This is a genomic window from Metabacillus indicus LMG 22858 (genome assembly GCF_000708755.2).
GTDB lineage: Bacteria > Bacillota > Bacilli > Bacillales > Bacillaceae > Bacillus_P > Bacillus_P indicus.
This window is the reverse complement of sequence record NZ_JGVU02000002.1, coordinates 437379-463188: the sequence shown is the minus strand read 5'-3', so window position 1 is coordinate 463188 and position 25810 is coordinate 437379. Positions and strand designations below refer to the sequence as shown.

Below are 25810 nucleotides of genomic sequence, written 5' to 3'. Positions count from 1 at the left end.
TTTTTTCGTTGGATTTAAGCTCTTGATTATGCACGTTATTTAATGAGCTAATTCCAAGTATCTCTTCTTTAATTCCAGCTCAGTTTACATAACGTTTTTATGATTGAATTTTTTCTTCTGGTGCTTTTTACAACTTGCTGACGCCTTTAAACTAATGGTTTTCATCTCTCTTGGCTAGAGTTAATTTAAACTGATTATTTAGAACACTGTTTTATTAGTTTTTATAATCTGCACACCTTTCCAGCTGTTTTTTCTGCTAAAGCAAAAAACCGGCCTCTTTTCTTTAGAGAGCCGGCTAATCTTCTTACTTTCTTGGATCAACATAGTCAGGATAATCCGTAATGATTCCGTCTACACCCATCTCTAGCAGAAAATCGGCTGTTTCCTGTGTACGAACGGTCCAGGACTGGATTTTCATGCCTTTTTCATGCACATTTGCTACTAAATCCTTCGAAACGATGCCGTAGTTTGGGTTAAAGTAGTCTGCATATGTACTGAATTCATTCAGTGCCGTATCAGTTGTATGAAGTATGGATGATGTCAGCACGCCGATTGGTACTTTAGGCAGCAAGGCATCCATCTTTTTCATCGAGTCAAAGTTAAACGACTGAACAATGATCTTTTCATTTTGGGGCTTGTCCATGTTGCGTTCCTGAAGCTCTTCAGCTACTTTTTCTTCCATTCCCGGATAAAGCTCAGGTGCTTTGAGCTCAATTAAGATGCCGGTTTTGCCTCTGTAGCGTTCAAGAATTTCATCAAACGTGGGGATTTTTTCTCCGGTAAATTCTTCGCCCCTCCAGCTGCCTGCATCAAGCCTGCTGAGCTCATCGTATGTAAGATCCTTCACTTTACCGCTTCCGTCTGTCGTCCGGTCTACTGTAGTGTCGTGAATAATGACAAGTTCACCGTCTTTAGACTGCTGCACGTCAATCTCAATATAGTCGGCTTTCATTTCTACCGCTTTGTCAAAAGCTGCAATCGTGTTTTCAGGAGCATAGCCAGACGCACCCCTGTGTGCAACATTTTCAACTTTTACTGCTGAAGCATCTGCTGCTGTCGGCTGCAGCAGCGGCCCTCCAAGCAACATGATAGCCATTCCCGCTCCGGCTGCCCATTTTTTCATCATTCCATCGTCTCCTTCTTCTTATGTCTCATATTCACAACTTTTACTTTACTGGATGATTATGTATGCCGTATAAACATGCTGTGTCAGATTCTTATCAAACAGATAAAGATTTCTGGGAAATTTATCATGGTTTTCTTTACATACAAGTATTGGAAATCCCCTGGCCGCAATGAACGTGATACACTCATGTCAGAGAGGAGTGAACACAATGATGAAGTATGTGCTTTTGCTCTTATCCCTCCCTATTCTGTTAAGCCTTGACCCGCTTGTTTATGATTCAGACTATCATGCAAGCTATCAATCTCCGGAGGGTATTATGTTTGTAAGCTACAGCGAAAAATGGGATGAAGAAAATTTGAAAGAACTATATAAAGAATTGATTCAAAATAAACACGGAAAAGAAATTTCTCTCCTCCAGGAAGTGCGAATTCAAGGTGGTTCTTTAAACGGTTCAGCGGCAAAAGGAAGATTTAGCGCGTTAACAGACACGATTACTCTCTATCATGGCGACAAACAAACCGATGCCTCCTCCTACAGAGATACTCTCTCACATGAATACGGGCATCATTTTGCCTATCACTATATAAAAAGCCATCACTTTCCTTTCTCTGAGTGGAGCAAACTCAGAGGTCTTGAAGATGCCCCTGTACGGTGGGATGCTTTTTGGAATTATTCAGATGGAAATCATATGTGGTATCCGCAGGAAATTATGGCTGATGACTATGTGCTGTTGTACGGTTCAGGAAGAAAAACGAGCAAAAGCGATGTTCTATCAAGCAATGAGCCCTTCTATCAAATGACACAGCATGAAAACAAGGAGCTTCCTAATGTGCTTGAGAACAAAAAGCTGATTGCTTATCTTGAAAAAGAAACAGGCATAAAGGCTGACCGTGACAGAATTCTTACAGGGCCTGAATTAAAAACGATTCAAAAAGATAAAATCACCTTTGCTGCTTCCGATCAATCACAGGTTGCCTTCAAAGCACAAATCACTTATTTCCAGGATGGAGTTAAACTGGCATCAGATGAGAAGCTGTTTATTGCCTCTAGTGGTGCTGAAACGTTTACTATCCCGCTAAATGATGCTGCGTCAATCTTTGAAGTTACTTTTGAAATACTTGATTTACAGACCTCTGTCGGTTTTGAAACGCCGCCAGAGAGGTTCCATGTAGACAGCCTGCTGTCGAAAGGACAGTAGGACGCAAAAAATCCCTCTCATAACCGAGAGGGATTTTATCTTTTATACGAGTACTTCTTGTTCAATTTGCTTCAAACCGTAAAAATAACCTTTTCTCCTCATGAGTTCTTCATAAGGTCCCTTTTCAAGAATGCGCCCCTGATCCATAACGATGATCTGGTCCATCTTCTCAAGGCCTGTCAGACGGTGACTGACGAGAATGAGTGTTTGATGCCGGGCATGCTCAAACAATGTGTTATGAATACTCTGCTCTGACAGTAGATCCATTGAAGCTGTTGGTTCATCAAGCAGCCACAGACCCGCTTTCTTCAGCAGGATTCTTGCGATGGCAAGCTTCTGTTTTTCACCGCCTGACAGGTTATCGCCTTTTTCAAGAACAAGATCATCAAGCCGCTTGTTCTCAAGGCCTGCCTCCTTCAATGCGTGAAGCAGATCTGCGTCCTCTGCTTCTTCTTTGACAGCGATCAGCAGATTTTCACGGATGGTTCCGTAAAAAAAGTGATTGTCCTGCAGAACAATATTGCATCCTTCCCAGAGGCTCTCACTGATGATGTCAGCAAGCGGCTTTTCATTCAAAGTAATTTCTCCAGATTCCGGTTCGTACATTTTCATTAACAGCATCAGCAGCGTCGATTTTCCGGAACCGGATGGTCCGACAACGGCCGTTTTTGAACCTTGCGGAAACGCGACAGTAACACCTTTTAGACCGGAACCCGCTGCGCCGTAAGAATAATGAACATTCTTTACGTGAATAGAGAACCCATCCTGTGTGATGTCATCCTGCTTCTTTTCTTCCTGTAAGACCGGCTCTTCCGGGAATGAGTACAATCTTTTAGAAGCGCGCCTGCTCTCCTCGTAATAAACTGGAAAGGCAGCCATCGGAACAGCAAACTCAAATACATTGAGTGAAATCATCACAAGCATAGCAAGATACAGACCGTTCAGCTCTCCCGCTGCTGCCTGGTAAGCCCCGAGTGCTAAAATTCCGCAGTTTATAATGACCGTAATCGCAGTGTTAATCGATTGTGTCTGATTCACCCTGTTATCTAATTGCGCCTGTTTATCTGCAAGCAAATCAGAAAGCCTGCGGAGCTTTTCCTCTTTTTCTGCCGTCTGGCCATAGATCTTCAAATCTCTGTACCCATAGTAAAATTCAGCCGCTTCTGATGAGAACAGGCTTCTCATGTCCCGGACAGAGTCATCCCATTTTTTTTGACGATAAGCAAAGTATGCCGGGATCGCCATTCCTGTCAGCACCATACCCGCTAAAAGCATCATCGCAATCGGGACGGAGTAAAACGATACAAAAGCAATTGTGCTTAAAAAGACAAACAGAAAGACAACCGGCGGATAAAACACCCGCAGGAAAAAGTTCTGCAGGTTCTCTACATCTCCGACAATCCTTGAAAGCAAATCACCGCTCCGGTACGTATTGAAAATCCTCGGGACCATTGGTTCCAGTTTTTCGTAAAAGGAGGCGCGCACATCTTTCAAAATGGTAAAGGTTGCCCTGTGGGAGACAAGTCTCTCTGCATATCTGCTGAGTGCTCTCGCAATACCCGCAAGCTTCAATAGCGCGAGCATAACTGTCAGTGTGTAAAGAGGCGGCAGCAGAGCGGCTTTTGATATTAAATAGCCGCTAGATGCAAATAAGGCAATACCCGTTATACCTGCAAGGAAGCCCAATAAGACGGTAAGCCATATATCCCTTTTTTCATTCCACATTAACCGCACGATATGAGAAATGTCTTTCACTTGGCCGCCGCCTCCTTTCTTTGCATATGAAACATGCTGCGGTAAGACTCGGAACGATCCAGCAGTTCCAAATGAGTGCCCCGGGCAGCGAGTCTTCCGTTTTCCATATAATAAATAATGTCTGCATCTTTTATTGTGTATAGCCTGTGAGCCACGGTAACCACGGTCGCGCATTCCCCGAGCTCTTTTATCGACTGCTGGAGAATCTTTTCTGTATGAAGGTCAAGGCCTGTAGTCGGTTCATCAAACAGGATAAATGCAGGTTTTTTCAGAAATGCCCTTGCGAGAGCAAGTCTTTGCTTTTCGCCTCCTGACAGACCCCTTCCTCCTTCGCCGATGACCGTATCAAACCCGTGTTCGAGAGCTTCAATCATGGAAGCAAGACCCGCTTTGCGGGCGGCATCCTCTATTTCCTGAGGGCCCGCACTTTTCCTCTGACCAATGGCTATGTTTTCTGCGATTGTCCCGGAGAAGATATGCGGATGCTGAGAGATGTAAGCCATGCTACCAAACCAGCTCATTTCATCATAAGCTCCGCGCTCTTTGCCATTAATGATTATCCGTCCTTCATCAGGCTGAATCAGTCCGCCGATAATATGAAGCAGGGTCGTCTTGCCTGAACCGTTTCTCCCGACAATCGCTGCTTTTTCACAGGGTTTAAGGTGAACATCAATGTCCTTCAAGGCAAATGAACTGTTCTTATATGAGTAAGAAGCCTTTTGCAGATGAAGCTCAGGCGGACCATCACCAAGCTTCTGACTTCCCCATTCTAGAGCAACATCCCGCTCCTCAAGCTCCTCCGCAATCAGCTTCGCAGCACCCATGCTTCCTCTTCCTGCATGAAAAGCACTTCCATAATCTTTTAGAAGCAGGTAGAAATCAGGAACAAGTATGAGAATAAAGAAGGCAGAAAAGAATGTCACAGTCTGAAAAACAACAATCTGCAGGCCAAGTTCAAAGGCAATCAGTCCAATGCTGAGCATTGAAATAAACTCCAAGGAGAGCGCTGAAAGAAAGGCCACCTTCAAAACCTGCATCGTGGCGTCACGGATTTCAAGGCTGCTCTCTGCGATCTTTTCTTTCTGCTCTTTTGAACGTCCGAACACCTTCAGCGTCACAAGCCCCTGAAGAACATCAAGAAAATGGCCGGAAAATTGCGAGAGCCTCTCCATCTGCTGCTCTGCCTTATCCTTGCTCTTCCTGCCTGCAAGTGCCATGGCAAGCGGAATAAAGGGGGCTGTTACAAGCAGAATGATGCCGGAATAAACATGCTGTATAAACACGGCAGCGGCCATCATCAGCGGAATGATTCCCGTCTGGATCATCTGGGGAATATAGGTGCTGAAATAAGGCGAGATTTCATCTGCGGCATCCAGCAGAACGTTTACTTTTCTGCCGGTCTGTCCGCCCGAAGAGCTCAAAACAGATTCTTTGGACATCTTTTGGAGAAGCAATGACCGAACATCCTTCTTAACAGCTGCCGCTAATGAAACCCCGGTTTTGTTGCCGAAATACATAAATCCTGCTCTGCATAGAGACACGGCGAGCAAAATAAATAGATCAGGAACAACTTCCCGGAACGGCGCATCGTTTAAAAAGACGGCGTCTGTCACACTGACGAACAGCCACGCCTGTGCAATAATGGCTGCACCTGTTAATGCAGCATGCACCCGGAGTAGCCAGATATGTTTTTTATGGTTTGATGCTAAATGTTTCAGCTGCATGACACGGACTCCTTTATGCGTCTTAAGCCTGTTATTAGCCTTTGCACATTTTATTTTTCATAGGGCTCTTTTGCGTAAGCACCCCAGACAAATAATCCTGTAACGGTCACTGCGACAATTAGAACCGGTGCCACCATGATCAAAAATGTCTGCATGGTATCCCTCCTATTTTTTGCCTTTCACATAATCGTTATCAAAAAGGAACAGCCTCATCAGCAAGTATAAAGACGGTACTAAAAGCATCAATCCTGCGATAAAAGCAAGGATAAGCGCCAGTGCCATCGTGTCGTTTGTAAAGCTTGTGTAGATCGTGACGTACGGATAAAGCACATACGGCAAATGGGATGCCCCGTACCCGTAAAATGCCGCCGCAAACTGCAGCATGACCAAGATGAACGAAACGCCCAAACGCTTCTTTTTCCAGATCAGATACACGGCACCAGCAAAAAATAAAAGGGATAATCCGAAAAGCCAGGACATATCCAGCATCCGCTGAAAATGATCCGGATTATGCTCTCTTAGGGACACAAATACGAGCAAGCTTGCAAGAATAGTCGGGCCGCTCCAGAACAGCGCATATTTGCGCAGAAGGCTGAAGGCACTGCTGTCTCCCGCTTTATGAGCATAAAACGTCAGAAAGCTTGCAGAGATATACAGCACGCTTACAATCGCCAGAAAGACGACGGCCCACGCATACGTGCTCGTAAAGAGCTCTGCATAATTCAGCTGCACCTCATCCCCGCTGACGTCAATAAAGCCGCCTTCAGACAGTGTAAGCACAACAGACAGTGATGCCGGAATCAGCAGGCCTGTCGCGCCATATAAAAACTGATACCAGAGACTTTCTCGGTTACCGTAGTGATGAAACGCATAATAAGAACCGCGCAGCGCAATCAGAATGATGGCAATGCTCCCTGGCACAAGTAAGGCTGTACCGTAGTAGAAGGCAAGTGACGGGAAAAATCCGACCAGTCCGATGTAGAAGAAAATCAGAAATACATTCGTCACTTCCCAGACCGGAGACAAATACCGGTTAATCACTTTTTTTACAATCGGCCCCCGTCCTGTCAGTGCAGAGTAGTAATTGAAAAAGCCTGCACCAAAATCAATGGACGCCACAATAAGGTAACCGTACAGAAATGTCCAGAGCACGGTAATTCCAATCAGTTCATAATCCATCTTGTCCTCTCCTATTTCATTCCTAATTTTTCAAGCTCGCGCTCAGCAGGATTTGCTTTAAATGTGCGGCGAAGCACAGCTGCTGCCGAGACAGCAAGCACCGCGTACAGGGCGATGAACAAATACAGCATGATATCAACATAGCCTGACGTTGTCGCACCTTCCGCCGTTGTCATGTAGCCTCTTAGGATCCACGGCTGTCTGCCTTCTTCCGTAAAGAACCATCCCGCTTCGATCGCAAGCATGGCAAGAGGACCAGTGCTGACAATCAGCCATAAAAGGACCCGGTTCAGCTCATTTGACTTCTTCCGCCACTTCATGACCATGAACACGAAGGATACAAGCGCCAAAAACATGCCGATTCCGACCATCAGATCAAAGAAATAATGGACGACAAGCGGAGGCCATTCTTCTTCCGGAAACTCTTCAAGTCCCGTAACCTCTGCATCAGGCGTTCCGTGGGCAAGAATGCTCAAAGCATACGGAATCTCAAGTGCATATTTGACCTCGTTGTTTTCATCGAGTATTCCTCCGAGAATTAAAGAAGCTTCCTCCGCTGTTTCAAAATGCCATTCAGCAGCAGCCAGTTTTTCCGGCTGGTACTCGGCTAAATATTTTCCTGATAAATCACCTATGACAGCCGTACTTATCGCACAGACAAAAGCTACAGTCATAGAGAGTCTTAGTGCTTTTTTGTAATACACATGCTCTCTGCCCCTGAGAATCATAAATGCGGCAATCGCTGCCAGCACGCAGGCTGATGTTAAATAAGCCGAAGACAGCACATGCGCCATTTTTGTCGGAGTCGCAGGGTTAAACATCGCAAGCAAAGGATTAACGCCTTTCAGAACTCCGTTTTCCATCGTAAATCCAAGCGGAGCGTTCATAAAGGCATTTACGGTCGTGATAAAGAAACCGGAAAGCGTCGCTCCGAGAGCCACCGGGATAAGCAGCAGCAAATGGTAGATTTTCTTTTTGAAGCGGTCCCATGTATAAAGGTAGATGCCAAGAAAAATAGCTTCAAAGAAAAACGCGAAGGTTTCCAAAAACAGCGGCAGGCTGATCGTCTGGCCGGCAACCTGCATAAAATTCGGCCACAGCAGACTGAGCTGAAGGGCTATTGCCGTTCCTGTTACAACCCCTACAGCCACTGTAATGATGTAGCCCCTCGCCCATCTCCTTGCAAGCAGATGATAATGGCCATCGTTCCTTCTGATGCCGATCCACTCTGCAAGAGCAATGAGCAGCGGCACACCGACTCCAAGTGTGGAAAAAACCGTGTGAAATGCAAGTGTCAATCCTGTCAAAATTCTGCTGTATAATACCGGATCATACTCAAACAATCTTCCTTCCCCCTTACATCACGCAATAAATAGCAGTTTACCCATTCTTTTCCTCTAATCAGGATAATCAAAACAAATGTTTGTGAATATTTTCACATACAAGATTGGAATGAACTGCTTCTATTGATTAGTTTAGCCCAAATTCATCGGCAGGACGATAGAAATCATGAAATTGATAAAGTTTGTTCACATTTTCACAAACTCTTTGCCGGTTACACAGCAGGACATTTGACAAAGCCCCTTATTCCTTCTAAATAAAAATTGGCTTGCTCTTAGTCTGCAGGCCTACTCTTTTCAAAAGAAAAAGCACACCGTTCAAAAACTGAAAGGTGTGCTTTAGCTTATGTTTCTTATTCAGGGGTTAAACCTCATCGTCTTCCCAGCATTCTGTATGTTTTAGCCCTTTAATGGAGCTTGCTTTAAATACAGGATTTTTGCCTTCTTTTCGCTGACGGCTGTAATCTTTCAGGACAGCGAAAGCGATTTTTGAAAGGATGGCAATGGCGATCAGGTTCGTAACTGCCATAAGACCCATAAACAGGTCAGCCATATCCCAGATTAGCTGGAAGCCTGATACAGAACCGAAAATAACCATACCGACTACAGCTAAACGGTAGATAAAAAGCACCGTCTTGCTTCCGTTAAGAAACTCAATATTTGTTTCCCCGTAGTAGTAATTTCCGATAACCGAACTGAATGCGAACAGCAGAATTGCTACAGCAAGGAACGTACCTGCCCAGTCTCCTATATGTGACTGAAGGGCTGCCTGCGTGATCTGTATTCCATCAAGCGAAGAATCCGGAGTCGTGTCAAACAGCAGGATCAGGAACGCTGTCGTGCTGCAAATGATAATCGTGTCGAAGAAGACACCGAGAGTCTGAATGAAGCCTTGTTTAACAGGATGCGAAACGTTTGCCGTAGCGGCAGCATTCGGTGCACTACCCATACCCGCTTCATTCGAGAACAGTCCTCTCTTAATGCCATTCTCAACAGCAGCTCCAATACCGCCGCCGACTGCCTGCTCAAATCCGAATGCGTTGGCAAAAATAACACCAATAACTGCCGGCACCTCAGTAATGTTCATAATCACAACAACAAGCGCAACGCCTATGTAAATAAGGGCCATGACAGGTACTATAATTTGAGTAGCAGCGGCTATCCGCTTAAGTCCTCCAAAAATAATGATGGCCGTGAAGACCGCAAGGATGATAGCCATGACGGTTTTATCAATTTGAAAGGCACTGTCAAATGCAAGAGCGATTGTATTGGCCTGAACAGCATTGAAAATCAGACCAAAGCATAATGTAATTAAAACGGCAAAAAAGATGCCCATCCATCTGGCGTTCAGCGCTTTTTCCATATAGTAAGCGGGTCCGCCGCGGAACTGATCTCCGTCTTTTACTTTATATACCTGAGCGAGAGTGCTTTCTACAAAGCTTGAAGCCATTCCGACCAGCGCAATCAGCCACATCCAGAAAACCGCTCCCGGTCCTCCGACGGCAATGGCAATAGCTACTCCAGCTAAGTTACCGGTGCCAACCCTTGACGCTGCACTGATAAAGAATGCCTGCAGAGATGAAATGCCTCTTTTTCCTTCTTTGGATACCATTGCAGGTTCCTTTAAAAGCCTGAACATTTCACCAAAGTAGCGGAACTGGACAAATCCTGATCGGACTGTGAAATACAAACCAAGTCCTACAAGCATATAGATCAGCAAGTATGACCACAAAATTGTATTCCCGCCGGAAATTATTCCATTTAAAAAATCCATATAAAACCTCCGAAGTAAAGAATTTTCTGAATTAATGTCAGGTTTTCTAACATTCCAAAGATAAAGTATATCAGAAATTGTCGATTTGCACAGTAAAAACGAAAAAAGTTTCCACTGTTCGAATCCGCTATAATGCGTTATGATTATGTATATTCGATTGCACGACTTAAAAGGAGGAATGTTATGAGACACACGATGTTTCTATTTCTCATTGCCCTTCTCCTGACCGGGGTTTCGCCGCATGTGCAGCATCATCCCGTAAAGACGCCGGCTTTTGACGTTGAAGAACATGTTCAGCTGTTTTCAGCGGATAAAGTTGAATACGAGAAAATGCCTTTCAGCATGGACCAAAGCGAGTCAAGCTTGGTACCTGTATTTTTAGCGGCCGCGGTGATTGCTGCTTTGTCAGCTTCAGCAGGCCTGTTAAAGAAATTTCTGCTGTCTGTTTTTTACCAGTCCTCCTATTATGGCCATACATCGCTAAGACCCTAGAATCTTTAAAAAAGGAGGGAATTGCGATGTTCTGGATGAGACTTATTATGGTGACTGGTTTTTCATTAACAGCCTTCAGTCTATTTTTGTATCAGGGAATTGAGATTATGCACGCGTTTACTGAATACTTCTCTAAAAATAAATAAGAAGCAAAAAAGACATCCCTTTTATTTTAGGGATGTCTTTTCATTTATTGGGTGACCGGCACCCAGACTTCTTTAACTGACCCTGAGTCTCCTTCATCGATAAAGAAGGATCCGTTGCTGTATCTGTCATTTGCGCGCAGCTGTGCTGCGTGAACTTCTTCTGTATGCCCTTTTTCTGTCTTCAGCATCAGTTTGCTGGACGGATCGACAAGGTGCATGCCAACGACTCTGTGAGGATTGTTCTTCAGCTCTCTCAGCATGATTAATCCGCGCTTGGCTCTTGAAGTCTTTTCAAATTCTTTAAGCGACATTTTCTTTGCAGCGCCGCGCTGTGTGACAATGACAACCTGCGGAATGTCTCCTGCTGGGAAAACCGCAGCGCCTGCTACTGTATCTCCCTCTTTTAAATTCATTCCTTTTACTCCTGCCGCTCTTGCACCGACAATGCTGACTTCTTCTTCAGCAAACCACAAACCGTATCCGAACTGCGTTGCTAAAAACAGATCATCGTTTCCGGATGTCATAAATACATTGACTAACTCGTCATCGCCTTTAAGATTGACAGCCATTAACGCTTTTGAGTACCGCTGGGCCTTATACAATTTCAGTTCGGTTTTCTTGACCATCCCGTTCTTTGTGACAAAGAGCAGGTACTGCGCGGCTTCAAAATCTTTAACAGGCATGGCCTTAATCAGCTGTTCATCCCGCTCCAGGCTGACAAGATTGGCAATATGCTGGCCGAGGTCCTTCCAGCGGATGTCAGGAATTTCATGCACCGGACAGTATATATAATTGCCCTTGCTTGTGAACAGCAGAATGGTTTCGGTAGTATTTATGTCAAATTTCCCGAGCAGTCTGTCTGTTTCTTTCATGCCGAAATCCTGGCCGTTTGATGCTGAGTATGAACGGCTGCTCGTACGTTTGATATAGCCGTCCTTCGTTACTGTAACAATGACGTCTTCTGACGGAATCATCACTTCAAGATTGATTTTTATTTCCTGTATCTCATGCTGAATGACAGAGCGTCTTTCATCCGCATAGGTTTTTTTGATTTTTTTCAAATCCGTTTTGATCACCTGATACAGTTTTTTCTCATTGTTCAGGATCTCAAGAAGCTGTGCTATTTTTTCATCAAGCTCTTTCGCTTCGTTTTGAAGAGCCGTGATGTCCGTATTTGTTAACCGGTAAAGCTGAAGGGATACAATGGCTTCAGCCTGAATTTCTGTGAACGCAAACTTTGCAATTAAGTTATCCTTTGCATCCCGCTTGTCTTTAGATGCCCTGATAACAGCGATCACCTCATCGAGGATAGACAGGGCTTTAATGAGCCCCTCGACGATATGCTGGCGCTCTCTTGCCTTTTCAAGATCGTATTTGGAGCGGTTTGTAATGACTTCCTTCTGATGCGAAATATATGCATCAAGAATCGCAGGCAGCGTCATGAGTGTCGGGCGTCTGTTATGTATGGCCACCATATTAAAATTATAAGGAACCTGCAGGTCGCTGTTTTTGTACAGGTAATTCAGAATTCCCTGTGCATCAGCGTCTTTTTTCAGTTCGACGACAATCCTCATTCCGGTCCGGTCTGTTTCGTCACGCACCTCGGCAATACCGTCAAGCTTTCGCTCAATCCTGAACTCGTCCATGCGCTTCACAAGGTTTGCCTTATTCACTTCAAATGGAATTTCTGTAATGACAATCTGCTGTTTGCCGCCCCTGACGCTCTCAATCTCTGCTTTTCCGCGGATAATGACTTTCCCTTTACCCGTTTCATACGCTTTCTTAATGCCGTCAATTCCCTGGATAATGCCTCCGGTCGGAAAATCGGGGCCATTTATGACAGTCATCAGCTCGTCAACGGTGCAATCCGGTTTGTCAATGCGTTTCATCACAGCATCAATGACCTCTCCAAGATGGTGAGGCGGAATGTCTGTTGCATAACCTGCTGATATCCCCGTGGACCCGTTTACAAGGAGGTTTGGATACATGGCAGGCAGAACAAGCGGTTCACTGCTTGTATCATCAAAGTTCGGCACAAATTCGACTGTGCGTTTTTCGATGTCCCTTAGCAGCTCAGATGCAATTGGTGAGAGACGCGCCTCTGTATAACGCATCGCAGCAGGCGGGTCACCGTCGTTGCTTCCGTTGTTGCCGTGCATCTCAATCAGGAGATTGCGCACTTTCCAGTCCTGGCTCATCCTCACCATTGCATCATAAACAGATGTGTCTCCGTGAGGATGATAATTGCCGATTACATTACCGACCGTTTTTGCTGATTTTCTGAAGTTTTTATCGTTTGTATTACCGTCAACATGCATGGCATACAGAATTCTGCGCTGTACAGGCTTCAGACCGTCACGGGCATCAGGCAGCGCTCTGTCCTGTATGATGTATTTGCTGTAGCGGCCGAACCTGTCACCTATCACATCTTCAAGAGGGAGATCGCGGTATTTTTCTTGTTGTGTCATCTGTTATTCCTCCTCTGTGACGGATAAGTTTTCGTTTTCAAGAATGTTTGTTTCTTCATCAAGACCAAATGCGACATTGCTTTCAATCCATTTTCTTCTCGGCTCTACTTTATCACCCATAAGGGTTGTCACCCTGCGCTCAGCACGTGCAGCATCATCAATGCGCACCCTGATAAGCGTTCTTGTCGCAGGATCCATAGTTGTTTCCCAGAGCTGGTCGGCATTCATCTCGCCAAGACCCTTATAGCGCTGAATCATATATCCCCGGCCGACTTTTTTCAGTACGCCCTGAAGTTCTTCATCAGACCAGGCATACTCGATTACCGCTTTTTTTCCGGTGCCTTTGCTCACCTTGTACAGGGGAGGCAGGGCAATAAACACTTTCCCCGCTTCAATCAGCGGTTTCATATAACGGTAGAAGAAAGTCAGGATCAGCACCTGGATATGCGCGCCGTCTGTGTCGGCATCCGTCATAATGACAACTTTGTCGTAATTGCAGTCGTCCACCTGAAAATCTGCACCGACACCTGCGCCGATCGCATGAATAATCGTATTGATCTCTTCATTTTTGAAAATATCCGCAAGCTTCGCTTTTTCGGTGTTAATCACTTTTCCGCGCAAAGGAAGAACTGCCTGAAAGCGCCGGTCTCTCCCTTGCTTTGCTGAGCCTCCCGCAGAGTCTCCTTCCACCAGGTACAGTTCATTTTTCTGGGGGTTTCTTGACTGTGCTGGCGTCAGCTTCCCGCTCAGCGTCGCTTCAGACCGCTTTCGTTTCTTCCCGCTTCTTGCTTCTTCGCGCGCTTTTCTGGCAGCTTCTCTTGCCTGATAGGCCTTTATGGCTTTTCTGACTAAAAGCGTGCTCGTTTCCGGATTTTCCTCAAGGAAATAGGCAAGGTTTTCTGAAACAACAGCATCTACCGCTGATCTTGCCTCACTTGTTCCAAGCTTTCCTTTGGTTTGTCCCTCAAACTGAAGAAGCTCTTCCGGTATGCGGACAGAAACTATGGCTGAAAGGCCCTCGCGAATGTCAGATCCATCAAGGTTTTTATCTTTCTCTTTTAAAATGCCTATCTTTCTGGCGTATTCATTAAAAGCGCGTGTCATTGCAGTCTTGGATCCGGATTCATGTGTGCCGCCGTCTTTCGTGCGCACGTTATTGACGAAAGAGAGAATATTCTCGGAATAGCCATCATTGAACTGAAAGGCAAATTCCACTTCAATGCTGTTTTGCATCCCTTCGAAGAATACGACGTTATGAAGGGAATCCTTTTCTTCATTAAGATAGGATACAAAGGCTTCAATTCCGGTTTCATAATGATAGACTTCTTTCGTCTGGTTCCGGTCGTCAATCAGTTCTATTTTTAAGCCTTTTAAAAGAAAGGCTGATTCGCGTAAGCGCTCGCTTAATGTTTCGGCATTATAGGTCGTAGTACTGAAGATAACGGGATCCGGCTTGAAGTGAATAATTGTGCCTGTTTTAGCTGATTTCCCGATTTTCTCAAGCGTTGTAACTGGTTTTCCGCCATTTTCAAACCGCTGCTGATACGTAAACCCATCACGGTGAATGGTGACAGTCACCCATTCAGAAAGGGCATTTACAACCGATGCACCGACACCGTGAAGTCCGCCGCTCGTTTTATAGCCTCCCTGACCGAATTTTCCTCCTGCATGGAGAACAGTCATGATGACTTCCGCCGTTGGTTTTCCGAGTTTATGCATGCCGGTTGGCATCCCCCGGCCTTTGTCTGTAACAGATATACTGTTGTCTTTATGTATTTTGACAATGATATGGTCGCCAAATCCGCCGAGTGCTTCATCGACGGAATTATCCACGATTTCATAAACGAGGTGATGCAGTCCTCTTGCATCCGTGCTGCCGATATACATCCCCGGTCTTTTGCGCACAGCCTCAAGCCCCTCTAATACTTGGATCGCATCATCATTGTACTCAAATTGCTGCTTACTCAAACGATTTAAGCTCCTTTCAAAAAAACAAGTGCCGCTGATAATAAACCGTCCCGCAAACAAGAACGTACGTTTGCATCTATTGTATCTTACATCCGGACAGTGTGACAAGCCTTTGCCTATTACTCTTTTTAAGTTTACCATTGATTAGAAATGACAGCGTATAAAAATAAATGCCTATGCTATATTTTATCTGCTGCCGTAAGATTCGCAAACTAAATCTTAGCAGATGTACGGCAAAATTGAAAATATTTTGGAAAAATGTTGAATTGACTCTTACCTTAACTGACGCATCCGACAACAATCATTTTTATCCAGTATTGGGCTGAATCTCATCTGATATGCAAAAAAGATGAATGACCGCAGGATTCTTCAGCGGTCGAGGTAAAAACGCCTTCCATTCCTATTTATCGGTCCCAATGGTGATGTGTTGACCTCGCTTGAAACTAAAAAAAATCACATGGGACAAATCCCATGTGATTTTTTTATTTAGTCAAAGCATGTTCAACTTTAATGCAGCGGTCCATAATGACAGTGTATCCTTTATCCTTAAGCAGTTTATAAGCATCCTCATTCAGTAGTCCAAGCTGCGCCCAGAACACATCCGCGTCTGTTTCAAGAAATTCCTCTGCGACCGGCAGGAGGTGTTCGGATCTTCTGAATACGTTCACGATATCAATGTGTCCTTCGATTTCTTTTAAAGAACTGACTGCTTTTACTCCCAGCGCTTCTTTGATCATAGGATTTACCGGAATAATTTCATACCCTGCATCCTGCATAGCTTTGCTGACCATGTAAGACGTTCTGTCGGGCTGATCGGACAATCCTACAACAGCAATGCGCCTGCTTTTCTTTAAAATCTTGCCGATTTCTTCTCTTGATGGGATTTCTATATTCATCTTTGGACACTCCTTTTTTGTTTTTTCTTTTTATGACGTAGTCTTAAGTGCTAGTTACATGATAAAATAAGATTATCTATTTTTAAAGTGTTAGGAGCGGATCCTTTGTACATTGCTGCCATTATTATTTTAGCTTATTTGCTGGGTTCCATTCCTTCAGGCCTCATTGTAGGCAAAGCGGGCTATGGAATTGACATCCGCGAACATGGAAGCGGCAACCTTGGAGGCACGAATACGTTCAGAACGCTTGGGGTTAAAGCCGGTTTGCTTGTTACAGCCGCAGATATCCTGAAAGGGACTCTTGCAGCATCGCTGCCCGTTCTTTTCGGATTAGAAGGGGTTCACCCGCTTCTGATCGGCGTATTCGCTGTCATCGGCCATACATACCCGGTTTTTGCAGGATTTAAAGGAGGAAAAGCCGTTGCTACTTCAGGAGGCATTCTGCTTTTCTCGGCACCTCTGATGTTTGTCACGATGCTTGCTGTCTTTTTTCTGTTCCTTTACCTGACGAAGTATGTATCTCTGTCGTCCATGCTGACGGGTATTTATGCGGTCGTCTTCAGCATCTTCTACGGTGATGTCATTCTGACGTCCATTGTCAGTGTGCTGGCCCTGTTTGTTATATACCGCCACCGCGCAAACATTAAACGCATTAAAGAAAAAACAGAACCTAAAGTAAAATGGATTTAAGGCTGCCTTTGGCGGCTTTTTCTGTTTTGCGGAAAACGTTTTCTTTTTTAAGCACTTCGTATATGATGAAGGAAAAGAAACTTAATAGGAGATTACATCATGAAGAAAAAATGGATGATATCAGCAGCTGCAGCCATTGCTGCAATGGGCACGGCTGCCTTTTTCCTTGCAGCAGAACCTGCTGAAGCCCCTCAAAAGAAAGTGGAGCTTCATCAAACCACCAAGACAGAGCATCAGCCAAAATCGTTTCAGTCTGAGCTGACATTGTCTGCAATCGGAGATATTCTCATACACGGCAGAGTTTACAATGATGCAAAACAGCCTTCCGGAACATATGATTTCAAGCCCATGATTAAAGATGTAAAACCTCTGATCGGACAGGCTGACATCACATTTGCCAATCAGGAAACGATGATCGGCGGGACAGAAATCGGGCTGTCCACCTATCCTTCTTTTAACAGTCCCTTTGAGGTAATTGATGCTTTTCAGGATGCAGGTGTGGATATTGCGGGAATAGCGAACAACCACACGCTTGACAGAGGAGAAAAAGCGATATTAAATGCAACGGCGCGCTACGACGAGATTCAGATGCCTTATGTTGGCTCCTACCGCAGTCCGGAAGATGCCGCAGAGCCGAGAATTTTGAATGTCAATGGCATTAAACTTGGATTTCTCGCCTACACATACGGTACAAACGGCATTCCTGTTCCAGAAGGAAAGCCCCACCTTGTCAATCTGATTGATAAGCCTAAGATGAAAAGAGAAATACAGGAAATGAAAAAGCAGGCAGATGCGGTCATCGTCAGCATGCACTGGGGTGTTGAATACATCAGGCTGCCAAACGTTGATCAGCAGGAGCTTGCCCGTTTCTTGGCTGATGAAGGAGTTCACCTTGTCATCGGCCACCATCCCCACGTCCTGCAGCCAATGGAATGGGTAGATGGACAGGACGGGAACAGGACATTTGTCGTCTACTCTCTTGGTAACTTTCTTTCAGGACAAGTCAGCGATTATAAGGATATCGGCGGTATTTTCTCCATTAAAATCAGCAAAAAGACGGAAAACGGAAAGAAACAAATTCAGCTCGCTGAACCATCCTTTGTACCGACGATTGTTGTGAACCAGAACAATCGCACATACCGCGTAAAAGAACTGGAAACCGTCAATTCTGCCAAAAATAAAGAAATACAGGAGCACATGTTTCAATACTTAAATCCTGGCGAGTAAAAAAATGCGTTTTGTTTTGCTTTTTCGTGGTAAAGTATGAGAGAAGGAGTGAAGCTTTCATGAAAATACATATGAGTGACGAAGCTGTAAAATGGTATCAGGAAGAAATGAACATCGAAAGCGGGGACTCTTTTCGCTTCTTTGTGAGATATGGCGGAAGCAGCACCATTCAAAAAGGTTTTTCGCTGGGTGTTGTCAAAGACTCGCCGAAAGAAGCCGGAGCCAAAACGGAGAAGAACGGCATCACGTTTTTCATCGAGGAGAGCGATGTCTGGTACTTTGATCAGAATGATCTGATTGTCGATTATGACCATGATAAAGATGAACCTGTATTTGACTATAAAAAACCCGCAGATCAATGATCCGCGGGTTTTTTCTCGAGATTGAACTTTTTTATATGGCTGCTTAACCCATGATCCTTCAGGACTCTAATCTGCAGTTCACCCATCAGGTCATAATGCGGCAGGTTTTTGTAATAATGAATCCACTCTTTATTCAGCCCGTATCTTTCTCCCCACCTGATCAGTTTGCCAACATCAGAACATCCTGCTTTTGTGACAGCATGTGAGTTCCTGAAGCGAGGATCTATCCAGAAATGAGTAAGAAAGGCGATTTCACCTTTTTCCACTTGCGATTTCCACTCGTTGAGTTCGCGCCGATTTATCCCGAATGCCACGGTTATGCCTGCTTTTTCGCTTTTTCATATGCTTTATGCCATTCAGGATAAGCTTTTCTGATCTGTATGGGTTTAAATGTATCCTTTTTTACACATACATGATTGGATACAGCCTGAAGAGCAAGCTCCCCCTGGGGAGTGTACATTTCGTAGCCGTAGGCTACTTTAAATCCATTATACTCTTCGATCCAAGTATGGACCGTTACGGTATCTCCATATGTTAGCGGCTTTTTATAGCGGACCTGCAGGTCGACAACAGGTGAAATAACGCCCTCTTTTTCCATTTCAGCATAGGAAAAGCCAAGGTCCTGAATAAGTTTTGTTCTTCCTACTTCCATCCAGATCAGATAATTGGCATGATACACAACGCCCATCTGATCTGTTTCTGCATATCTGACTTCTATTTCTTTTTTTGAAACAAGCATCTAGTTCCTCTCCTAATCACACCATGAATACCCATTATCATACCATAAGCCTTTTTTCCGCACAAAAATAGAGACGGCACAGAGCCGTCTCCTGCAGGTTTACTTATAACCGTTTTCGCGCGCAGAAGCTTCATCTTTAATTTCAGAACGGAAAGCCTGTATGCTCTCTTCTCTGCGCTCATTTTTCGCTTCAATGCGCGCACGTTCCTCTTCATTTGAAAATTGAAGGCTGTCCTGCGATTTATCGATGTTTTCCATTGTATTTTGAATCATGTCCTGCAATTTTTCTACGTTATCAGAACGATCATCCGGATTTGCTTTATAGGCCATATGAACACTTCCTTTTCTAAGATGATGGAATATGGAGCAATTAGTTAACATAATAAAATTATGTTAACTAAATTATTCTCCTTTAGTCTGCATAACCTGTGCATGTTCATTCGATTTATTCTGCATTTGTTTTCCCTTATTCCCGCCAAAGCCTCTTGACTTTGTTCCGATATGGTTTGGGGTAAAGTGGCTTTGTTTGTCATTTGAATTTGTCATGGTCACTCGCCTCCTCTCCATTATCTTCTCCAGAGAGAAAGCGAACATGACAGCCAAGTGTTGGATTTAGCTGAGCTTGTCAAGCAGACGCTGCTCGACTCTTTCCTCAAGCTTATCAAGAGCTTCCTGATCTTTCATGAGCTCTTTTTTATTTTCGAGCACTAACTCTTCAAACGTCATTTTTTTCATTTTTCTCATGCAGTACACCTCCATATGTATTACATCCATTATTTCCAATAATCTGTAAATTAATCCGAAATAATTTAAAAAACAAAAAAGACTGTTCATTATAAACAGTCCCTACAATTCCAGAAGTTTTTCCATCGTTTCTTTGGTCATCGCTCCTCTTGATATATTCAGAATGCTGCCTTCCTCATCAAGAAAATAAGTAGTCGGATAAGAATAGACCTCATATTGAATACTTACACGGCCATCTTTATCAAGAGCTACAGGAAACGTTAAATTACGCTCTGCGATAAATTTTTCCACATCTTTACGGCTTTTCTCAGCATTCGTCATATTTACTGCAAGTACCACCAGTTCATCCTGATGTTCATCCTGGAGTTTTTGCATTTCCGGCATTTCCGCTTCGCACGGCGGACACCAAGTCGCCCAGAAATTCACCATCACTTTTTTTCCTTTTACATCATCGAGCGTGACGGTCTCTCCACTAAGTGTTTCCATTTCAAATTCCGGCGGTTTGTTGCCTATTTCAAGTCCTTCTTCAGGTTCCTTAGGCAGGATGGCAAACCAGACGGCATAGCCTGCCAAAAACACTAGCAGTCCTATGGCAAGTATTCTCTTCACCGTTTTTCCCCCTTGGTGCATGCTTGTCTGTTTATGTATATGCTGTCCACAAATGGACAAGTCTCTTTTTCATTAAATCATCTCTTTTTGAAAAGAACAACAGAATTGAACAAAATAAAAAAGGGCGGAAGTCCGCCCTTTTATAATCAGCCTTTGATCTTCTCGCGAAGAACCATTTGAAGAATTCCGCCATGGCGGTAGTAGTCAACTTCAACATCGCTGTCGAAGCGGACAAGCACTTCAAATTCTTTTACATTGCCTTCTAAATCAGTCGCTCTCACTTTCACATGGTCGCGCGGCTTAACCGTTTCGTCAATCAGCACTTCGATTGATTCAGTTCCAGTCAAACCAAGCACTTCAGCATTTTCGCCTTGTTTAAACTGAAGCGGCAGAACGCCCATGAATACAAGGTTGCTTCTGTGAATGCGCTCGAAGCTTTCAGCAATAACTGTTTTAATGCCAAGAAGGTTCGTTCCTTTAGCAGCCCAGTCGCGTGAGCTTCCCATTCCGTAATCTTTGCCTGCAAGAACTACAAGCCCTGTACCGTCTTGTTTGTACTTCATGCATGCATCGTAAATGGAAGTTACTTCACCAGTTGGCCAGTACGTTGTGTATCCACCTTCTGTTCCAGGTGCTACTTGGTTTTTAATGCGGATATTGGCAAACGTACCGCGCATCATCACTTCATGATTACCGCGGCGTGAACCGTATGAGTTAAACTCTCTAGGGCTTACGCCTTTTTCCTGCAGGTAACGGCCTGCCGGCGTGTCTTTTCCGATTGAACCGGCTGGTGAAATGTGGTCTGTTGTCACAGAGTCTCCAAACTTAGCTACAACTCGGAGATTTCTGAGCGGTTCAACAAGACCCGGCTCCGGATTCAGGTTCTCGAAAAATGGAGGGTTCTGAATGTAAGTAGAATCTTGATCCCACTTGTAAAGAGCCTCATCTGTCGTCTGAATCGCATTCCAGCGCTCATTGTCGTCAAACACACGGCCATATTCCTGTCTGAACAGCTCAGGAGTAACTGTTTGCTTAACGATTTCATTAATTTCATCCATAGAAGGCCAGATGTCATCGAAGAAGACATCATTTCCGTCTTTGTCTTTTCCAAGTGAATCATTTTTAAGGTCAATGTTCACTGTGCCTGCAAGTGCATATGCCACAACAAGCGGCGGAGAAGCAAGATAGTTTCCTTTTACCAGTGGATGGATGCGTCCTTCAAAGTTACGGTTTCCGGAAAGAACGGATGTAACAAGAAGATCGTTTTCAGCAACCGCTTTTTCAATTTCATCAGCAAGCGGACCTGAGTTTCCGATACAAGTCGTACAGCCGTATCCTACAACGTTGAAGCCTAATTGGTTCATATATGGAAGAAGGCCGGAATTTTCAAGGTAGCCTGTAACTACTTTAGAGCCTGGAGCTAAAGAAGTTTTTACGTAAGCCGGCACCTTCATTCCTTTTTCAATCGCTTTTTTCGCTACAAGACCTGCACCTACAAGAACATAAGGATTCGATGTGTTTGTACAGCTTGTAATGGCCGCAATCGCAATTGCGCCGGTCTTCATATTTGTTACTTCGCCGTTTGCAAGCGTAACAGAGATCTCTTTTCCTGCTTCTGCAGCTTCAAGACCGAAGCCCTGATTTCCAGCAGGTGCAGCAAGAGCTGTCTGGAACGATTTTTGCATAGCAGAAAGAGGAATTAAATCTTGAGGACGTTTAGGTCCTGAAAGATTCGGCTCGATTTCTGCAAGGTCAATTTCTACAACCGAAGTGTACGTAGGCTCCACATCAGGCGAGAAGAAAAGTTCGTTCTCTTTGCAGTATGCCTCAACCATATCAACAAGCTCGCTGTCGCGGCCAGTAAGCTTCATATATTCAAGGGATTCGCCGTCAACCGGGAAGAATCCGCATGTTGCGCCATACTCTGGTGCCATGTTGGCAATTGTCGCACGGTCTGCAAGCGGAAGCTGCGGTACGCCAGGTCCGAAGAATTCCACAAATTTGCCTACTACGCCTTTTTGGCGAAGGACCTGAGTCACTTTCAGTGCAAGGTCTGTAGCTGTTGTTCCGTTTGGCATTTTACCTGTAAGTTTAACGCCAATGACTTCAGGAACCGGGAAATATGAAGGCTGGCCAAGCATGCCTGCTTCCGCTTCAATTCCGCCGACACCCCATCCAAGAACACCGATACCGTTGATCATTGTCGTGTGGGAGTCTGTTCCTACAAGTGAATCCGGATATGTTTCAAATGTGCCGTCTGCACCTTCTACTGCGTGAACGACATTTGCAAGGTACTCAAGGTTTACCTGGTGAACGATCCCTGTTGCTGGCGGAACCGCACGGTAGTTGTTAAACGCTTTCTTAGCCCAGCTCAAGAATTTGTAACGTTCTGCGTTGCGCTCGAACTCAAGCTCCATGTTAAATTGCAGAGAGTCCATTGTGCCCGCTTTATCAACCTGTACAGAGTGGTCAATGACAAGATCTACCGGAATCTCTGGATTGATTACATCAGGATTTCCCCCAATGTCAGCCATTGCTTTTCTGAGTGATGCCAAGTCAACAACGGCAGGAACGCCTGTGAAATCCTGAAGGATGACGCGTGATGGCTTAAATGGCACATCAAGTTCTTTTTGCTCAGCTGTGCCCCATTTTGCAAGGTTTTCAACGTGCTCTTTTGTAATAACTCTTCCATCTACCTGTCTCAAAACTGATTCAAGCAGAACTTTAATGGAATACGGCAGTTTGGAAACATTGCCGATTCCTGCATCTTCTAATGCTTTTAATGAATAATAGTTGTATGTTTTTCCGCCTACTGTAAAACTTTTACGCGCTTGGAAAACATCGTGATGTGCTAATTGCTCTTGTTTCGTCATATGTTTTCTCCCCTTTTAAATCAAAATCGACGTTTGTGTCGAAACCTCGGTCTCTCCCACCAATTACTTCGCACATGTTCATCTTAATACATGTTTTAACATAAGTAAATAACAATGCTGTTATCAAAGTACATAAGTAGTTCTTATAGTTGTAAACTTCAGACCTTTTTCAATAGAAAGAATTGTAACCGCGCACATCAATTTCGACAGAAAACAAACACTATCAGCATGGGGGTGACAGTTATGGCCAAACGCAAGGCAAACCATGCGAATGAAGGCATGAATGCAGCTTCTGCTCAGGGAAAAGGCGCAGGATACAACGAAGAATTTTCAAATGAGCCTCTATCAGCAGCCCAGAAGCAGAATAATAAGAAGCGCAAGACAAATCAATAAAACAAAAAACGACGGAGCTCCCGTCGTTTTTGTTTATTGTTCTTCAATATTTACTTCAGCAACAATCTTTGACAAATCTCTTCTGTATTGCTCCAGTGTTTCCCTTTGCGTTTCTGATGCAACTTCAAGCGCATTGTTGATCTGTTCATAAGCTTCGTTGATTTCTTCTTTCAGATGACTGAGCTGAATCCCGTAATCCGGTGTTTCTGCTGAAAGCTGCTGGTACATATTTTCTGCCTGAGCAGTCCCCTGCTGTGCGGCCTGAAATGCCTGCTGTTTATTTTTATGATAAGGCATGATCTTTCCTCCTTAAAGTGGCTGAATCTGTCTTTATTTTGGTTTTTCAATGGTCATATTATACAGCCTCTCTTTTGCATGAACGAGCACCCTTTAAACCAAGATAAAGGTAAAGGAGGGTGACACCTATGACAAACAAAAACAACAGCAAAGACATGCACAAAAACGCTCCAAAAGGAAACAACCCCGGCCAGCCCGAACCGCTCGACGGATCCAAAAAAGTAAAAAACCGCAACCACACAAGGCAAAAGAATCATTCGCATCATGATATGTAACTAGAAAAGCGGAAGCGCCTTGCTTAGCTCCGAAGGACAGAAAAGGCTCCGCCGAAAAAAGCCGGTTTTGCTTTTTTCGGCGGAGCCGTTCTGGCCGAGGAGTTAGGCGCTGAAGCTGGACAGTGTGCAGTGCGGAATGAGCGCAAAGATTTCTTAACTTCTCAGCTTAGACATGAAATCTCCCGAAAAGTCCGGGTTTGACTTTTTCGGGGATTTTGTTCTGACGGAAGGACTAGGAGGCGGAGCTGGACAATACCGAAAAGCGGAAGCGGTCGTTTAGCTCCGGGAGTCAGATAAGGAAACAGCGGTAAAGGCGCTTTTTGACTTTACCGATGGTTCCGTTCTGGCAGAGGAGTTGAGCGCTGGAGCTGGACAGCGTGCAGAGCGCAATGAAAATAATAACTTCTTTAACTCCTAAGCATACACAAGATATCCCCTTAAATAGTCCGCTTTTGACTTTTCAGGTAATTTTGTTTCAACAAAAAAGTTTAGCCCCGAAACTGAATACAAAACGCAATCATCCCCCCTCCCGCTGCCATCTAAACAAACCACAACTAGACTGCACAAAACGCCCCTGCCGTTCATGGAATTTTTCTTTTTATGCCAGGCATGAACACAATCAGCAGGAAATAAACTGAACTATAGAAAGAGCCCCGCATTCAACTGTTGCACAGCCTTCCGCATGTCAGCTTCACAGCATTTCTGCACAATCTGTCTTCTATTCACGTCCTGATAATGAGCTGAATAAAATGAAAGTAGCATGGTTTTTGGAGGTCAACATGAGATGGACAAAAAAAAGCGTTCAAAACCATCTGATCTGAGCTGTATTGAAGACTGGATGAACCAGTTTTTCACAGACCCGTTCTCTGCCCTCCTTGATTGCAGATCCTTCCGGGTGGATTTGTTTGAAACAAGCGAGGAATACATTGTTGAGGCAGAGTTCGCAGATGTAAAACCGGAAGATATACAGATTAGAGCAAACCGTGAAACGCTCATTATCACCGCACAGACTGCCCGGCAGACGACAGAATCAGATCAGCTGGAGAGATCCATCCTTCTTCCTTTTTCACTTGAGAAAAAAAAGATTGAGGCTGTGTTCTCAAATGATATTCTTGAAGTGAAAATTTTCAAAGAAGGAAGCTGCTCACGGAAAAGCTCATATATTCCGGTTCAATTTGCTCTTTAAAGCAAGCACAGCTTGCTTTTTTATTTTTTCCGCCAAAATCTGCGCAGAAAGTGTCATTTTATAGGTTTCTGCTCAGACAAGTCCTTCTTGTCAGGCATATGTATAAGGAAGAAGGAGCGTGTATGCAGTGGGAGTCTATATTAAAAACCTTGTGATCAATGAAATTACAGGCGGCACAGTCAATTTCGGCAATTGTATCCGCATGTCTTCAAATGAAGCGAGCAAAACCGTTCAGGATTCTGAACAGTCGTCAGAGGAAAATGAAACGGCATCCGATCAGATGCCGCGTTTACAATTCAGATTGTTTTTTTGAAGGTTTGGTGCTTTGAGCCTGGACATTGATTTCTAT

27 protein-coding genes are annotated in these 25810 nt (G+C 44.4%); 9 read left to right on the top strand and 18 right to left on the bottom strand.

The genetic code is table 11. The features are described 5' to 3' along the window. Positions 1-304 precede the first annotated feature (304 nt). Positions 305-1126 (bottom strand): glycerophosphodiester phosphodiesterase, encoded by an 822-nt coding sequence (locus AZ46_RS05505; protein ID WP_029281065.1) that lies wholly within the window; start codon positions 1124-1126, stop codon positions 305-307. Between the two features lie 208 nt (positions 1127-1334). On the opposite strand from AZ46_RS05505, the gene AZ46_RS05500 reads away from it, so the two are divergent. Then, entirely contained in the window at positions 1335-2324 is a 990-nt protein-coding gene (locus AZ46_RS05500) for a hypothetical protein (RefSeq protein ID WP_029281067.1), read from the top strand. A 42-nt stretch (positions 2325-2366) separates the two neighbouring features. Here the strand turns inward: AZ46_RS05500 and cydC are convergent, their stop codons facing one another. The 6 genes from cydC to AZ46_RS05475 form a co-directional block, all read right to left on the bottom strand. Beyond that, the gene (gene cydC, locus AZ46_RS05495) at positions 2367-4079 is read right to left on the bottom strand and encodes a thiol reductant ABC exporter subunit CydC (RefSeq protein WP_029281069.1); all 1713 of its coding nucleotides are present in this window, start codon (positions 4077-4079) and stop codon (positions 2367-2369) included. Beyond that, entirely contained in the window at positions 4076-5803 is a 1728-nt protein-coding gene (gene cydD, locus AZ46_RS05490; RefSeq protein ID WP_029281071.1) for a thiol reductant ABC exporter subunit CydD, read from the bottom strand. Before cydD ends, cydC begins: the two co-directional genes overlap by 4 nt. 50 nt (positions 5804-5853) lie before the next feature. Further along, positions 5854-5958: a cytochrome bd oxidase small subunit CydS gene (gene cydS, locus AZ46_RS22565; protein ID WP_407656354.1), complete on the bottom strand. Its 105-nt coding sequence runs from the start codon at positions 5956-5958 to the stop codon at positions 5854-5856. A 10-nt stretch (positions 5959-5968) separates the two neighbouring features. Beyond that, a complete protein-coding gene (locus AZ46_RS05485) occupies positions 5969-6982 on the bottom strand; it encodes a cytochrome d ubiquinol oxidase subunit II (RefSeq protein WP_029281073.1) in 1014 nt (337 codons plus the stop codon). Between the two features lie 11 nt (positions 6983-6993). Then, the gene (locus AZ46_RS05480) at positions 6994-8325 is read right to left on the bottom strand and encodes a cytochrome ubiquinol oxidase subunit I (protein WP_029281075.1); all 1332 of its coding nucleotides are present in this window, start codon (positions 8323-8325) and stop codon (positions 6994-6996) included. Between the two features lie 361 nt (positions 8326-8686). Beyond that, positions 8687-10096: an alanine/glycine:cation symporter family protein gene (locus AZ46_RS05475; RefSeq protein ID WP_029281077.1), complete on the bottom strand. Its 1410-nt coding sequence runs from the start codon at positions 10094-10096 to the stop codon at positions 8687-8689. A gap of 183 nt (positions 10097-10279) precedes the next feature. Between AZ46_RS05475 and AZ46_RS05470 the strand changes: the two genes are divergently transcribed. Beyond that, positions 10280-10588 (top strand): hypothetical protein, encoded by a 309-nt coding sequence (locus tag AZ46_RS05470; protein WP_029281079.1) that lies wholly within the window; start codon positions 10280-10282, stop codon positions 10586-10588. 190 nt (positions 10589-10778) lie between these two features. On the opposite strand, the gene parC is transcribed toward AZ46_RS05470, so the two are convergent. The 3 genes from parC to AZ46_RS05455 form a co-directional block, all read right to left on the bottom strand. Then, positions 10779-13202 carry a DNA topoisomerase IV subunit A gene (gene parC / locus AZ46_RS05465; RefSeq protein ID WP_029281080.1) on the bottom strand — a complete coding sequence of 808 codons (2424 nt, stop codon included), beginning with the start codon at positions 13200-13202 and terminating at the stop codon, positions 10779-10781. Positions 13203-13205: 3 nt separating this feature from the next. Next, on the bottom strand, positions 13206-15170 hold the full coding sequence (gene parE, locus AZ46_RS05460) for a DNA topoisomerase IV subunit B (RefSeq protein WP_029281082.1): 1965 nt from the start codon (positions 15168-15170) through the stop codon (positions 13206-13208). 482 nt (positions 15171-15652) lie between these two features. Beyond that, complete coding sequence (locus tag AZ46_RS05455; protein ID WP_029281084.1) at positions 15653-16066, bottom strand: CoA-binding protein; 414 nt, start codon at positions 16064-16066, stop codon at positions 15653-15655. 105 nt (positions 16067-16171) lie between these two features. Here AZ46_RS05455 and plsY point away from each other — a divergent pair, with 105 nt between their 5' ends. The 3 genes from plsY to AZ46_RS05440 all read left to right on the top strand — a co-directional run bounded on the left by plsY (position 16172) and on the right by AZ46_RS05440 (position 18345). After that, on the top strand, positions 16172-16756 hold the full coding sequence (plsY, locus tag AZ46_RS05450; RefSeq protein WP_029281086.1) for a glycerol-3-phosphate 1-O-acyltransferase PlsY: 585 nt from the start codon (positions 16172-16174) through the stop codon (positions 16754-16756). A 99-nt stretch (positions 16757-16855) separates the two neighbouring features. Continuing rightward, positions 16856-17983, top strand: a complete 1128-nt coding sequence (locus AZ46_RS05445) for a CapA family protein (protein WP_051865244.1) — start codon at positions 16856-16858, stop codon at positions 17981-17983. Positions 17984-18042: 59 nt separating this feature from the next. After that, complete coding sequence (locus AZ46_RS05440) at positions 18043-18345, top strand: HesB/YadR/YfhF family protein (protein ID WP_029281090.1); 303 nt, start codon at positions 18043-18045, stop codon at positions 18343-18345. Here AZ46_RS05440 and AZ46_RS05435 read toward each other — a convergent pair. The 7 genes from AZ46_RS05435 to acnA form a co-directional block, all read right to left on the bottom strand. After that, positions 18339-18659 carry a hypothetical protein gene (locus tag AZ46_RS05435; RefSeq protein ID WP_029281092.1) on the bottom strand — a complete coding sequence of 107 codons (321 nt, stop codon included), beginning with the start codon at positions 18657-18659 and terminating at the stop codon, positions 18339-18341. The genes AZ46_RS05440 and AZ46_RS05435 overlap by 7 nt on opposite strands. Before the next feature lie 2 nt (positions 18660-18661). Further along, positions 18662-19084, bottom strand: coding sequence for an acyl-CoA thioesterase (locus AZ46_RS05430; RefSeq protein WP_029281094.1), 423 nt, complete (start codon positions 19082-19084; stop codon positions 18662-18664). Positions 19085-19183: 99 nt separating this feature from the next. Then, positions 19184-19414: a small acid-soluble spore protein Tlp gene (tlp, locus tag AZ46_RS05425; protein WP_029281096.1), complete on the bottom strand. Its 231-nt coding sequence runs from the start codon at positions 19412-19414 to the stop codon at positions 19184-19186. A 72-nt stretch (positions 19415-19486) separates the two neighbouring features. Further along, positions 19487-19630: an acid-soluble spore protein N gene (locus AZ46_RS05420; protein ID WP_029281098.1), complete on the bottom strand. Its 144-nt coding sequence runs from the start codon at positions 19628-19630 to the stop codon at positions 19487-19489. Positions 19631-19696: 66 nt separating this feature from the next. After that, a complete protein-coding gene (locus AZ46_RS21420; RefSeq protein ID WP_081870140.1) occupies positions 19697-19828 on the bottom strand; it encodes an FbpB family small basic protein in 132 nt (43 codons plus the stop codon). Positions 19829-19930: 102 nt separating this feature from the next. Then, the gene (locus tag AZ46_RS05415) at positions 19931-20458 is read right to left on the bottom strand and encodes a TlpA family protein disulfide reductase (RefSeq protein WP_029281100.1); all 528 of its coding nucleotides are present in this window, start codon (positions 20456-20458) and stop codon (positions 19931-19933) included. Between the two features lie 125 nt (positions 20459-20583). Beyond that, positions 20584-23310 (bottom strand): aconitate hydratase AcnA, encoded by a 2727-nt coding sequence (gene acnA, locus AZ46_RS05410; RefSeq protein WP_029281102.1) that lies wholly within the window; start codon positions 23308-23310, stop codon positions 20584-20586. A gap of 243 nt (positions 23311-23553) precedes the next feature. Here acnA and sspO point away from each other — a divergent pair, with 243 nt between their 5' ends. Then, a complete protein-coding gene (gene sspO, locus AZ46_RS05405) occupies positions 23554-23703 on the top strand; it encodes a small acid-soluble spore protein O (protein WP_029281104.1) in 150 nt (49 codons plus the stop codon). Between the two features lie 33 nt (positions 23704-23736). On the opposite strand, the gene AZ46_RS05400 is transcribed toward sspO, so the two are convergent. After that, positions 23737-24000, bottom strand: coding sequence for a hypothetical protein (locus AZ46_RS05400; protein ID WP_029281106.1), 264 nt, complete (start codon positions 23998-24000; stop codon positions 23737-23739). Between the two features lie 128 nt (positions 24001-24128). Between AZ46_RS05400 and AZ46_RS21415 the strand changes: the two genes are divergently transcribed. The 3 genes from AZ46_RS21415 to AZ46_RS05390 all read left to right on the top strand — a co-directional run bounded on the left by AZ46_RS21415 (position 24129) and on the right by AZ46_RS05390 (position 25774). Then, entirely contained in the window at positions 24129-24275 is a 147-nt protein-coding gene (locus AZ46_RS21415) for a small acid-soluble spore protein P (protein WP_081414079.1), read from the top strand. A gap of 784 nt (positions 24276-25059) precedes the next feature. Beyond that, positions 25060-25461, top strand: a complete 402-nt coding sequence (locus AZ46_RS05395; protein WP_051827097.1) for an Hsp20/alpha crystallin family protein — start codon at positions 25060-25062, stop codon at positions 25459-25461. A gap of 127 nt (positions 25462-25588) precedes the next feature. Further along, positions 25589-25774: a hypothetical protein gene (locus AZ46_RS05390; RefSeq protein ID WP_161781196.1), complete on the top strand. Its 186-nt coding sequence runs from the start codon at positions 25589-25591 to the stop codon at positions 25772-25774. Positions 25775-25810 lie beyond the last annotated feature (36 nt).